This is a genomic window from Bacteroides sp. AM16-24 (genome assembly GCF_003471885.1).
Taxonomy (GTDB): domain Bacteria; phylum Bacteroidota; class Bacteroidia; order Bacteroidales; family Bacteroidaceae; genus Bacteroides.
In genome coordinates this window covers 1-13,971 of sequence record NZ_QRKI01000006.1, presented here as the reverse complement: position 1 = coordinate 13,971, position 13,971 = coordinate 1, and the positions used below count along the sequence as shown (strand labels likewise).

Sequence of the window (13,971 nt, the reverse complement as noted above, 5' to 3'; positions counted from 1 at the left end):
TTTAGATATTAATATATTCTCACTTACATATCGCACAGCCCTGGCACTTATTCAGTTCACCACGGAAACGTTTCTCAACCAAGAGATGTAAGCGATCCTTCAAAGCATCCAGACGAATGGTATCAATGACTTCGTTCACGAAGGCAAACATCAGCAATAAGCGAGCTTCACGTGCCGGAATACCGCGCTGGCGCATATAGAAAAGTGCATTTTCATCCAACTGACCAACGGTAGCGCCATGGCTACACTTTACATCATCGGCATAAATTTCCAGTTGCGGCTGCGTATACATACGTGCCTCGCGTGTAGCGCAAAGGTTCCGGTTCGTTTGTTGCGAACTGGTATGTTGCGCATCCGGACGCACTAACACCAGACCGGCAAATGCACCAACTGACTGATCATCGAGCACATACTTAAAGAGTTCATTGCTCGTACAGTTAGGCACAGCATGGTCGATACTTGTATTGTTGTCTACATGCTGATTCTTATCTGCAATGGCCATACCGCAAAGATTGATTTCGGCACCTTCACCTGCCAGCAATACTTCGGTGGTATTGCGGGAAGTACCGTTATGCAAGGTCATGCCATTCAGCAATGCATTACTGTTGGCTTCCTGTTTCACATACATATTGCTGATACGTACGGTACTTGTATGCGTTTCTTCCAGTTCGTAAAGATCAAAGACAGCATTCTCGCCTACGAATACTTCTATCACCTGGGTTGCCAGAAAATTCACGGCATCCATGGCATGATCACACACCAGCATACGTGCCTGTGCACCATCTTCCAATACAATCAATACCCGGCGGTTCACCAGGAAGTTCACGTCACCACGCAGGATGTTTACCAACTGAATGGGACGTTCCACTATTACATTCTTAGGCACATACAGCAGTACACCGTCTTGTGCAAAAGCAGTGTTGAATGCTGTCACTCCGTCTTTTGAAGTGTCTGCCAGCTTACCATAGTACTTCTTTACCAGTTCCGGATGCTTCTCTGCCATCTCCTTCAAACTACCGAAGATAACTCCTTCGGGTAGATGAGCTGCGGGCAGAGACTTATTGTAGAAAGCGTCGTTCACCACAAAGTACAGGGACGTACTCATATTAGGGACATCACATTTAAATACTTCATAGGGATTTACCGGAATATCCAGACGGTTCAGGTTCAACCCATAGTCCGGTTCAAAGAACTTGCTGACATCGGTATATTTATATTTCTCCTGCTTGCGGGTAGGAAAACCAAGCCGTTCAAAGTCGGCAAACGCAATGGCACGAGGGGTATTCATCACCTCGGTACTGTGCCGGCATATCATAGCTTCCGTCTGGGAGAAAAGATCTATGTATTGTTGTTCTGCATTCATAATTTACTCTCCCAACTCCTTCTTAATCCAATCATACCCCTTCTCTTCCAGTTCCAGAGCCAATTCCGGTCCCGCCGTCTTCACGATACGACCTTTGTAAAGCACATGTACGACGTCAGGTTTGATATAATCCAGTAAGCGTTGGTAGTGAGTGATGACAATGGTACTGTTCTCCGGTGTTTTCAACTTATTCACACCTTCAGCTACGATACGCAAAGCATCGATATCCAGTCCGGAATCCGTTTCATCCAGGATACTCAATTTTGGTTCCAGCATCGCCATCTGGAAGATTTCATTCCGCTTTTTCTCTCCACCGGAGAAACCTTCATTCACCGAACGGTTAGCCAGTTTATTGTCCAGTTCCACAATGGCACGCTTTTCACGCATCAACTTCAGGAATTCACTTGCACTGAGAGCAGGCAGATGATTGTATTTACGTTGCTCATTCACCGCTGCACGCATAAAGTTGACCATACTCACACCCGGAATTTCTACCGGATATTGGAAACTGAGGAAGATGCCCTCATGGCTACGGTCTTCCGGTGAAAAATCCAAAAGGTTCTTACCGCAGAAAGTCACGCTTCCCTTCGTCACTTCAAAGGCAGGATTACCCACCAATACAGCCGAAAGAGTGCTCTTACCGGAACCGTTCGGTCCCATAATAGCATGCACCTCACCTGCTTTTACCGACAGGTTGATGCCTTTCAATATCTCTTTGCCATTTACACTGGCATGCAGGTCTTTTATCTCTAACATGATATTTATTTTTTTATTTTAAACTTATCCTACGCTGCCTTCCAGCGAAATAGCCAACAACTTCTGAGCCTCTACCGCAAACTCCATAGGCAGCTTATTAAGCACTTCCTTAGCATAACCGTTCACTATCAGCCCTACAGCATCCTCCGTAGAAATGCCACGTTGGTTGCAATAGAATATCTGGTCTTCATTAATCTTGCTGGTAGTCGCTTCATGCTCCACAACTGCCGTCTCATTATGGATATCCATATACGGGAAGGTATGCGCACCGCACTTATCACCTAGCAACAAAGAGTCACACTGACTATAGTTACGCGCATTATCCGCCTTTTGAGCTACACGCACCAGGCCACGGTAAGAATTCTCACTATGTCCGGCAGAAATACCCTTGCTGACAATCGTACTGCTAGTATTCTTACCCAGATGAATCATCTTCGTACCCGTATCCGCCTGTTGGTAGTTATTCGTCACCGCCACACTGTAGAATTCAGCCGAAGAGTTATCTCCCGTCAAAATACAAGAAGGGTATTTCCACGTAATAGCCGAACCTGTCTCCACCTGTGTCCAGGAAAGTTTACTGTTCGCACCTTTACAGTTACCACGTTTCGTAACAAAGTTATAGACACCGCCTTTACCTTCGGCATCACCCGGATACCAGTTCTGTACAGTGCTGTACTTCACTTCCGCACGTTCATGCACCACAATCTCCACGATAGCAGCATGCAACTGGTTCTCATCGCGCATCGGAGCCGTACAACCTTCCAGATAGGAAACATACGAATCATCATCCGCCACAATCAGCGTCCGCTCAAACTGACCTGTATTACGCGCATTGATACGGAAATACGTGGACAACTCCATCGGGCAACGTACCCCTTTCGGGATATATACAAACGAACCATCGGAGAATACCGCTGAGTTCAGTGCAGCAAAAAAGTTGTCACGGTATCCCACAACGGAACCAAGATACTTCTGTACCAAATCCGGATGTTCACGTACAGCTTCACTGATGGAACAGAAAATAATTCCTTTCTCCATCAATGTTTCCTTGAACGTAGTCTTCACAGATACGGAGTCCATCACAGCATCTACAGCCATGCCACTCAACGCCATCTGTTCTTCCAAGGGAATGCCCAGCTTATTGAAGGTTTTTATCAACTCAGGATCTACCTCGTCCATACTCTTCGGAGTATCTTTTTTCTTCGCCAACGGATCGGCATAGTAGGAAATAGCCTGATAATCTATCTCAGGAATACGGAGATGTGCCCATGTAGGCATCTCCATCGTCAACCAGTGACGATATGCTTTCAGACGGAACTCCAACAGCCATTCCGGCTCGTTCTTTTTCGCAGAGATCAGCCTTACAACGTCTTCATTCAGCCCACGCTCAATGACTTCCGTATGCACATCGGTGGTGAAGCCGTATTTGTACTTCTCCTGCGTTAGTTCCTTTACATATTTATTGGGTTCTTCGGGTTGCATTATGTATTAAGTATATATTGTTCTGTAACTTCTTTTGCAGCCGGGAAAAACATTCCCGCAAACGATTCTATAGGATAATATAACACGGATTCCTCCTTCATTGTTCTATTGATCATCGTATTATCCGAGTCGATAAACTCGACAACACAGATAAGCAGGCTCACCAGTAGCAGGAATTTCAATGCCCCCAATCCGGCACCCAGCCAGCGGTTCAGCCAACCGAGAGAAATTGCTTCCATCGCCTTCGTCAACAAAGATGCCACCAGTAAAAACAATAACGGCACCACTACCCAGATCACAACAAATGCCAATATCTGTGCAAATGTCATAGAGTCCGTTATCCTAGAAAAGACTCTCTCCGCTACCGACACATACAGCGCTTTCGCAGCCAGCAACCCAACAATCAATCCAAGGATAGATGCCAGTTGTCTGATGAAACCTTTTATAAAACCGATGACTGCTCCCGCGCCAATCACCACCAATAGGATGATATCTATTATTGTCATAACTATATCTGAAAAAGACACGGATTACACGGATAAACACGGTTCTTCTTTTAAACCAATCCGTGAAATCCGTGTAATCCGTGTCTAAAAGATTATTTCGCTTACAGAGTCTGTTTTACTTCTATTTCTTCGTAAGATTCGATAATATCGCCTACCTTGATATCGTTGCAGTTCGTCAGGCTGATACCACACTCGAAGTTGGTACCTACTTCCTTCACGTCATCCTTGAAACGTTTCAACGCATTGATAGAACCGGTAAAGATTACGATACCGTCACGGATCAAACGAGCCTTGTCGCTTCGCTTCACTTTTCCGGTCTTCACTACCGCACCGGCTACAAGACCTACCTTGGTAATATTGAACACTTCGCGTACCTCAATAGTTGCGGTTACCTGCTCCTTCACTTCCGGTGCCAACATACCTTCCATAGCAGCCTTCACCTCTTCGATAGCATCGTAGATCACTGAGTACTTGCGGATATCCACACCTTCGTTCTCTGCCATCTTCGCGGCGGCATTCGACGGACGTACCTGGAAACCGATGATAATGGCATCCGAAGCGGCAGCCAATGATACATCGGACTCGGAGATAGCTCCAACACCTTTATGAATTACATTCACCTGTACCTGTTCGGTAGACAGTTTGATCAGTGAGTCGCTCAACGCCTCAACAGAACCGTCCACGTCACCCTTAACGATAATATTCAGTTCGTGGAAGTCACCCAATGCCAGACGGCGGCCAACTTCGTCCAAAGTAAGCATCTTCTGAGTACGCAGACCCTGCTCACGTTGCAACTGTTCACGCTTGTTAGCAATTTCACGTGCTTCCTGTTCCGTATCGATTACGTGGAATGTATCACCTGCAGCAGGTGCACCGTTCAATCCCAGAATCAATACCGGTTCAGAAGGTCCGGCCTCTTTCAGGCGCTGGTTACGTTCGTTGAACATAGCTTTCACTTTACCATACGCTGTACCTGCCAGTACGATATCGCCTACGCGCAGCGTACCGTTCGATACCAGCATGGTAGCTACATAACCACGTCCCTTGTCCAATGAAGACTCGATGATGGAACCTGTAGCCTTACGGTTCGGATTTGCTTTCAGATCCAGCATTTCTGCTTCCAGCAATACCTTCTCCAGCAAATCGTTCACACCCAATCCTTTCTTTGCAGAGATATCTTGCGACTGATACTTACCGCCCCATTCTTCAACAAGGAAATTCATCGCTGCCAGTTCTTCCTTGATCTTGTCAGCGTTGGCAGTCGGTTTATCAATCTTATTAATAGCAAATACGATAGGTACACCAGCAGCCATAGCATGGTTGATAGCTTCCTTCGTCTGCGGCATCACATTATCATCGGCAGCAACAATAATGATAACCACGTCTGTCACCTTTGCACCACGGGCACGCATAGCGGTAAATGCTTCGTGCCCCGGAGTATCGAGGAACGTAATCTTACGTCCGTCTTCCAGTTTCACGTTGTAAGCACCGATATGCTGCGTGATACCACCGGCTTCACCGGCAATAACGTTCGCCTTACGGATATAGTCGAGCAATGATGTTTTACCGTGGTCTACGTGACCCATGACGGTAACAATCGGCGCACGTGGTTCCAGATCTTCTTCGGCATCTTCTTCCTCTACAATGGCCTGTGCCACTTCCGCACTGACATATTCAGTCTTGTATCCGAATTCTTCCGCCACCAGATTAATGGTTTCAGCATCCAGACGCTGATTGATAGACACCATGATACCGATACTCATACAAGTAGCAATAACCTGAGTTACGGAAACATCCATCATGCTTGCCAATTCGTTGGCAGTCACAAATTCCGTTATCTTCAGTACTTTGCTATCCGCCATTTCGCGGTCTTCCTGTTCCTGCATACGGCTGTTCGCCATATCGCGCTTGTCCTTACGATATTTGGAAGTCTTGCTCTTACCTTTGGAAGTGAGTCGTGCCAAAGTTTCTTTTACCTGCTTAGCTACATCTTCCTCACTAACCTCCTGTTTGATGATCGGTTTCTTGAAGCGATCCTTGTTATTGTTGTTACGGTTGTTGTTCTTGTTGCCACCCTGGTGATTGTTACCACCACCGGCACCTTGCTGACCACCGCCTGCATGAGGACCTTTGCCTCCACCACCACGATTGTCATTTCCACGCTGGAAGTTGGATGCATTGTTAATGTCAACCTTCTCCTTATTATTATTAATACGAAGACGTTTCTTCTTGTTGGCATTGGCATCGGCCTCTTTTTCCTTACCATCCTTCGCTTTATTGTCTTCGCGGCGGATTTCTTTGATAATCGCCTCTTTCATCTGCTTCTTCTGATCCTGACGGATTTTCTCCTTCTCTTCGCGCTCCTTCCGTTTCTCCTCTTTAGTCTTCTTCTTGGGGCGTGTAGACTGGTTCAGCGTAGCCAGGTCAATCTGACCGATGATATTGATTTTGGAAACAAACTCCGGCTTATGGATGGTGAAGATTTCATCTCCCTCCTTTGCTGGTGCTTCTTCTGCAACTGCAGGTTTCACTTCTTCCTTAGCAGCAGGTGCTACGGAAGCAGGCGTTTCCTTTTTTACTTCTTCTTTTGCCACTACCGGAGCAGGAGCTGGTTTCTCTACAACTTCCGGTTTCAGTATTTCTTTCACCACAGGAGCCGGTTCGGGTTCAGGATTCGGTTCCGGCTTTGGTTCAGGCCTGGGCTCTGGTTTGGGCTCTGGTTTGGGTTCGGGCTTCAGCTCCGGTTTGATTTCCGGCTTCGGCTCCGGTTTCGGTTCTTCCTTTACCACAGATACGGGTTCTTCTACTTTCTTTTCTTCCACTTTCTCTACTACCGGTTTCCGGTTCAGCTTATCCAAATCAATTTTTCCGACAGGTTTAAACTTCGGACGTGCATCTTCGGGGACAACAGTCTTAATTTCTTCCACTTTCGGTTTATCCGCAGTTTCAGTTTCGTAACCATCTATGGATACCGATGCTTTGTTACGATCTTTATTCTGTCGTTCCTGAATAAAACGTTCCGATTCAAGTCTAAGATTCTTATCTGTACTGAACTCTTTCACGAGCAAGGCGTATTGCTCCTCGTTAATCTTTGTGTTGGGGTTTGCCTCAACGGCAAAGCCTTTCTTCTGCAAGAACTCAACTACTGTCGAAATTCCTACATTCAAATCTCTTGTTACTTTATTTAACCTAATCGTCATACTAAAAAATTAATGAATAATGTGGAGAAAGAAGTTAGTGCAAACAGAAACCAATGTCAGCAGACACTTATTCTGTCTCTGTTTCTGTTTCAGATTCAGGCTCAGCTTCAGCCTCAAACTCAGGCTCGCCTTCGCTTTCCTCAAACTCCGAACTTAAAATGTGCAATACTTCGTCCACTGTTTCTTCTTCCAGGTCGGTCTTCTCAATCAACATCTCACGCGGAGCGTTCAGCACTGCTTTTGCAGTATCGATACCAATCGCTTTGATGGCATCAATCACCCAACCGTCAATTTCATCCCTGAACTCATCCAAGTAGATATCTTCATCTTCAACAGCCTGATCCAACTCACGGAATACGTCAATAGTGTACTCAGTCAACATACTGGCAAGTTTGATGTTCAAACCGCCTTTACCAATAGCCAGCGATACTTCTTCCGGTCTCAGGAAGACTTCCGCCTTACGTTCTTCTTCGTTCAAACGAATAGAAGAAATCTTCGCAGGACTGAGAGCACGCTGAATAAACAACTGAATATTGGACGTGTAATTGATTACGTCAATATTCTCGTTGCGTAACTCACGAACGATACCATGAATACGGCTACCCTTCACACCTACACAGGCACCTACCGGGTCAATACGGTCATCGTATGACTCAACGGCAATCTTGGCGCGTTCACCAGGGATACGGGCAATCTTCTTGATGGTAATCAGTCCATCATTGATTTCGGGCACTTCCATTTCGAACAGACGTTGCAGGAATACCGGCGACGTACGCGAAAGAATGATCTTCGGGTTGTTATTCTTGTTGTCCACACGGGCTACAACGGCACGTGCCGTTTCTCCTTTGCGATAAAAATCGCTCGGAATCTGTTCCGTCTTAGGCAGCAGCAACTCGTTACCTTCATCATCTAGCAGCAGCATTTCTTTCTTCCATATCTGGTATACTTCTGCATTAATGATGTTGCCCACCTTATCAATATATTTATTATAGATACTGTCTTTTTCCAGTTCCAAAATCTTAGAAGCCAACGTCTGGCGAAGGTTCAAGATAGCACGGCGTCCAAAGTTTGCGAAGATTACTTCATCCGTCACTTCCTCGCCTACTTCATAAGAAGCATCAATCTTCTGTGCTTCCGATAATGCAATCTGCAAGTTCGGATTTTCCAAGTCTTCATCCGCCACCACTTCACGGTTACGCCATATTTCGAAGTCCCCCTTGTCCGGGTTCACGATAACGTCGTAATTCTCATCGGTGCCGAACATCTTCGCAATCACACTACGGAACGACTCTTCAAGTACGCTCACCATGGTGGTTCTATCGATATTTTTCAGTTCCTTAAATTCCGAAAATGTATCTATCAAACTGACAGTTTCTACTTTTTTGGCCATAGTCTTATTTAAAACTGATTAAGTATTTAGTATATTTTATTTCATCATACGCAAGGGTTTCATCCTCTTCCACCAATGTGGGGCGTTTAGCGCCTTCGGGCTTTACCTTCTTTTCCACGGTTACCGTAAAATGCTGTTCATCGGCTGTTTTCAGTACGCCGCACAGCTTACGTCCGTCTTTTCTCAGTACTTCCACTTCCTTTCCGATGTGGTTGATGTACTGTTGCAACACTTTAAATGGCTGTCCGATACCGGCAGAACCTACCTCCAACTCATAATCTTCATCCTCACGGTTCAACTTGGATTCGATGTATCGACTCAGCTCTACACAATCTTCAATCCAAACCCCTTCTTTGTGGTCAATTTCCACCACAATCTTGTCGTCCGGGCTGATAGTTACTTCCACCAGAAAGTACTCTTTTCCGTCCAGCCACTCGTCAACAATTTGACAAACAGTTTTCTTTTCTATCATTGATTAACTATATAAGAACAAAAAAAGGAGCTTAATTGCCCCTCCACCTTTCATCCATTGCGGTTGCAAAGATATAAATAATCTATTCGACTACAAAATATTAGAGAAAAAAAGAATCATTTAACGATTAGTTGACGCAATTATTTCATTTCTGTACAAGTTATGAACAAAGTGTGATAAGATGGTAGGGTGATAAAGTGATAGCAGGATTTCATGGAAATTCTATTTGCCCCACATGGTAACTTTGTTTATCTCATTCATAATCTTTAATTCATTTCCATACAATATAGTCTTCTATTTATTCGGAGTATCCCACTTCTTTGTATCCGTACAACTGACATTTAACGTCTGGTTACCAGTCTGGATGCGAAAATCACCTTTTTCCAAAATCCATTTACCGTCATAACCTACGAAAGCGAGATCGGAACCTTTCACTTTCAGCGTTACGGTCTTAACCTCACCCGGCCTCAGTTCCACTTTCTCAAAAGCACGCAGGCGGCGAACATCGGGAGTCAACGAAGCTATCAGGTCACTGCTGAATAACAGGACACTCTCTTTACCAATACGATTACCTGTATTCTTTACGTCAACCGTAAAAGTAAGTATATCATCGGCTGTAAAGTTGGGCTTATCTACTTTGAGGTTGCTATAAGCATAGGTGGTATAACTCAGTCCGTAACCGAAAGCCCACTGTACGGACATCACGGCATCATAATCATAAGCACCCTGCATCTTTTCAAGGTCCTCACACGGCTTATAGTCATAAGTGAATAACGAGTTGATTTCTTTCGGATAGGTATAAGGCATCTTTCCGCTGAAATTAGCATCACCTGCCACGAGGTTTGCCAAAGCGTCACCACCATAGTTACCCGGAAGCATAGCGTTGATAACGGCTTTTGCTAATGGCTCTATTTCGTTGATAATGCGTGGACGGCCTTCATTCAGAACAAGGATAATCGGCTTTCCGGTCGTAGCTAATGCTTTCACCAGGTCAAGCTGGTTCTTGGAAAGGAAAAGATTCGACAAGTTACCCGGAGTTTCACAATAGGAGTTCTCACCGATACAGGCAACGATATAATCGGCATTAGCCGCTGCTGCTACAGCCTTATCTATTTCAGGGATATTTTCTTCCCACCAAGCACCACCTTTTTTGTAAGTGACACCCGGTTCGTAGATGATATTGGAAGTACCGAACTTATTAGTAAACGATTCAAGAATAGTATTGTAATCAGTAGCACATTCGTCAGCTCTATCACCTTGCCAAGTGTAGGACCAACCGCCATTGAGCGTACGCATGGAGTTCACATTAGGTCCTGTCAGCAGTATTTTCTTACCGGAAACCAACGGCAAGATACCTTCTGTATTTTTCAGCAATACCACAGACTCTTCGGCAGCCCGCAAAGCAGCAGTTGCATGTTCCTCTCCACCGAACAACGGAAAATCCTGATGCCTGTAAGCAGGCGTATCGAACAAGCCCAAACGATATTTCATACGTAGCACACGGCGCACTGCATCATCAATACGGCTCATAGGAACTTCACCTTCTTCCACCAATTCTTTCAGATAGATACAGAAACTCCATTCATAAGGAACCATAGACATATCGATACCAGCATTAATAGCCACTTTAATTGCTTCTTTCTTGCTTCCGACAATCTTATCGCGGGTATAGAGGTTGTTGATATCCGCCCAGTCAGTCACAATCATACCGTCCCAGTTCAAGTCTTCTTTCAGCCACTGCGTCAACAGCTCATAGTTGGCATGGAAAGGAAATCCATTATTCATAGCAGAGTTCACCATGACAGACAAAGCCCCCGCCTTGATACCTTCGAGGAACGGAGCAAAATGCTTCTCGCGCATGTCTTGCACAGTGATAGATGAAGGCGTACGATCTTTGCCCGATACCGGAACACCATATCCCATATAATGCTTGATACAAGCTGCTACCTGTTGCTTTCCTATATTATTAGGATCACTGCCCTGAAAACCGAGGACAGCTTCGCGTCCCATCTCTGCATTCACATAGCAATCCTCGCCATAATTTTCCCAATGACGGGGCCAGCGGGCATCGCGAGCCAGGTCGAGCACGGGAGCATACGTCCAGGGAATACTTCCGGCTTTGGTTTCGTAAGCAGAAATGCGGGCCCCTTCACGAACCAGTTCCCGGTTGAATGTAGCCGCCATATTGATACCTTGGGGGAAGAAAGTACCGCCCAACGTATAGGTGGTTCCATGTATCTGGTCTACTCCATAAATACAAGGGATACCCATGGTTTTCATGGATTTATCCTGTATCTTCTTAATAATTTCCTCCCATTTCTCTTTGGATTGGGCAATGCCCTGGGGAACATTCAGGATAGAGCCTACTTTATACTTGCCGATAACAGTATCCAACAATGCATCGTCTATCTGGAACTCTTTAGTCGGGTTATCACGGTTGGTGGTGATTAATCCGTACCAACATTTATTTATTTAATACTGAATATCAGTTAATTATGGTATAAAACACATCAATATTAATATTTTTAAAGCATACAATTTGCATACAAATAGAGTGATTATAAGAAAACAGAAAAGGATATTTGTTGTTAAGGGGTAAATGTGGTAGGAGATGTTTTTATATCTGTTTTCTCTCGTTTTTCAGTGAAAAATAGACATGATACTGGCAAAAAGAGAAAGAAACTCTGTTTTTCTTTTTTCGCCAGCATATATAATTTGCTGTCTAAATAAGTTTAGTTCGTTTTGGATATACAGACAAAGAAACGTACTAAACCTTTGAACTTAAAAATATAACAAACATGTTATGTTACATACTTTTTTGAATATTTAAACAATGTAGTTAAGTACTATCAAGCATATTTCAGGCATTTTTTATACATTTGCACCAATGACAAGTAAATGATGACTGAATTTAATTCATATATGAGCAATATAGACATAGATTTTTTTAAAGAATTGTGTCTAAAACATGGAGAGTTACGACATTATAAAAAGAATGAGTTTATTCTCCATGAAGATGATGTATGTTCTTTCTTCGGGTTTATCTTGTCAGGTGTAGTCAAATACAGTTGTACCAACCGGACAGAAAACAAGCCGTATAATGTCGGTTTTTCCTTTCCAAATGAATTTATAGGCGATTACCCCACTTGCTTATATGGCATGAAATCAGAATTGAATATACAGGCAATAATCCCGTGCGAGATTTACATCTGTTCTTCTGCATTCTTACAGCAAAAATTCGAGGAGAACAAAGAAAGCCAACGGATAGCCCGTATCGCAGCCGAACAGATGTTTTTCCAATCATATTCACGTTATTTGGATTTATTCAGATTCACACCGGAAGAGCGTTACCTCCAACTTTTAAAAAAATGCCCTGCAATCCTTCAAATGGTATCACTAAAAGAAATAGCATCCTACCTTAAAATTACACCCGTACACATGAGCCGAATCAGACGCAAGCAAAGTCTTGACAACAAAAAATAAACATAGGTTTAGAAATTTACATTCATAACAATATTCCAAGAGTATCTTAATCTGCCAAAGGATTCTTCTTTTTATCTTTGTCTTATCTTTGGTTGGTTCAACGAAGAAACAAAATAAAGATTGAATGAGTTAAACAAAAAATAAAAAAGAGAATATGAAAACAAAAGAAATTCTTGGAATACTTATGCTATTCCTCTGTACATTCTGTTTTATAAACTGCGATGATGATAATGAACAGACAAATGAATTAACCCCCGAAGCACTTTATCAGACTTCATGGCGTGGAACAGGGCATTGTGAGGCTTGGACAGTACAAAATATGGGGGTCGGTATGCAATTTGTAGATACTCAGAAAGGGAAAGTAAATTGGGAAGGTTACGATGAAATTGATATTACTTATACAATAGAAGGGAAATATATCACATTTAATAGCAATGCTTTATATTTGGGTGGAGCCCCTTGGATTATCAAAAGCTATACCCAAAAACATATAACCATTATACAGAATGAAATTAGTCCAGATAAAGAGAAAGTAGCTACGATTGAATTAGAGAAAATAGATTAAACTGAATCATAGGAACATTAAGTTGCATAAATGTATGCTACAACAAAACAAAGAGAACCGTGAGATTCGCAAATTGAGCAAAGAAAGGATGAAAGAACATATAAATACCTTGTAAACAAAGGGAAAATGCAGATTCATCTAATATTCCTTTATGTGCTATTATCGGGCTGGTCTATGTGCTGAAATACAAGGAAAAGAGATTCACCTTGTTCTCTTGTATAGGATTGGTTATTGGGATAGGATGAGCAATTTATATGCTACTGATAATAAGGTCAATGTAAATCAAAGTAATATGAAACTGAAATATATATTGAATGCTATAATATTTGTTTTGGCATTATCTTTTTTGTCTATGTGTATATTTAAGACTACAGAGTTAAGTTTGAAATGTATGCAATTTGCTGTATCTATCTCCTGTATAGGAGCAATGTTTTCTACAAAAAGATATAGATACATATTTGCATCTATTGCTTTAATCATTATAGGAATATCTTTTTTACTTTAGATGTCCATAATAACGATAATGATTTGATTGTTGCTAATGTCTTTATAATAGTATCTGTCAAGCATATTTACTTTAGCAAACGCCTCCCCCTCAGGTGCAGTTCCTATTCACTATTAAATCATTGCCTAATCATCATCCAAACAATCCAGCGGATTGGGGATTTTTGCTTTTCAAATTAGACTATCCACAAATATAGCCTACATTATTCATAGTGGATTCATTTCAGGTTATCAAAACAGATATGGGGAC

General features: G+C 43.1%; 10 protein-coding genes. 2 read left to right on the top strand and 8 right to left on the bottom strand.

Annotation, left to right across the window (positions count from 1 at the left end; translation table 11 throughout):
- Positions 1-19: 19 nt before the first annotated feature.
- The 8 genes from sufD to DW182_RS08885 all read right to left on the bottom strand — a co-directional run bounded on the left by sufD (position 20) and on the right by DW182_RS08885 (position 11,617).
- Entirely contained in the window at positions 20-1,363 is a 1,344-nt protein-coding gene (gene sufD, locus DW182_RS08920; RefSeq protein WP_118295293.1) for a Fe-S cluster assembly protein SufD, read from the bottom strand.
- Between the two features lie 3 nt (positions 1,364-1,366).
- Entirely contained in the window at positions 1,367-2,119 is a 753-nt protein-coding gene (gene sufC, locus DW182_RS08915) for a Fe-S cluster assembly ATPase SufC (RefSeq protein WP_007210912.1), read from the bottom strand.
- A gap of 24 nt (positions 2,120-2,143) precedes the next feature.
- On the bottom strand, positions 2,144-3,601 hold the full coding sequence (gene sufB / locus DW182_RS08910; RefSeq protein WP_117691306.1) for a Fe-S cluster assembly protein SufB: 1,458 nt from the start codon (positions 3,599-3,601) through the stop codon (positions 2,144-2,146).
- A complete protein-coding gene (locus DW182_RS08905; protein ID WP_007661586.1) occupies positions 3,601-4,107 on the bottom strand; it encodes a CvpA family protein in 507 nt (168 codons plus the stop codon). The genes sufB and DW182_RS08905 overlap by 1 nt, the downstream gene beginning before the upstream one ends.
- A 101-nt stretch (positions 4,108-4,208) precedes the next feature.
- Positions 4,209-7,307: a translation initiation factor IF-2 gene (infB, locus tag DW182_RS08900; RefSeq protein ID WP_118295292.1), complete on the bottom strand. Its 3,099-nt coding sequence runs from the start codon at positions 7,305-7,307 to the stop codon at positions 4,209-4,211.
- Between the two features lie 67 nt (positions 7,308-7,374).
- Entirely contained in the window at positions 7,375-8,697 is a 1,323-nt protein-coding gene (gene nusA, locus DW182_RS08895) for a transcription termination factor NusA (protein ID WP_007661584.1), read from the bottom strand.
- Positions 8,698-8,701: 4 nt separating this feature from the next.
- Positions 8,702-9,169, bottom strand: a complete 468-nt coding sequence (gene rimP, locus DW182_RS08890; protein ID WP_118221584.1) for a ribosome assembly cofactor RimP — start codon at positions 9,167-9,169, stop codon at positions 8,702-8,704.
- Between the two features lie 294 nt (positions 9,170-9,463).
- Entirely contained in the window at positions 9,464-11,617 is a 2,154-nt protein-coding gene (locus DW182_RS08885) for a glycoside hydrolase family 3 N-terminal domain-containing protein (RefSeq protein ID WP_233564119.1), read from the bottom strand.
- Positions 11,618-12,070: 453 nt separating this feature from the next.
- On the opposite strand from DW182_RS08885, the gene DW182_RS08880 reads away from it, so the two are divergent.
- Complete coding sequence (locus DW182_RS08880) at positions 12,071-12,652, top strand: Crp/Fnr family transcriptional regulator (RefSeq protein WP_008645841.1); 582 nt, start codon at positions 12,071-12,073, stop codon at positions 12,650-12,652.
- Between the two features lie 154 nt (positions 12,653-12,806).
- Entirely contained in the window at positions 12,807-13,217 is a 411-nt protein-coding gene (locus DW182_RS08875) for a hypothetical protein (protein WP_007656455.1), read from the top strand.
- Positions 13,218-13,971: the final 754 nt, after the last annotated feature.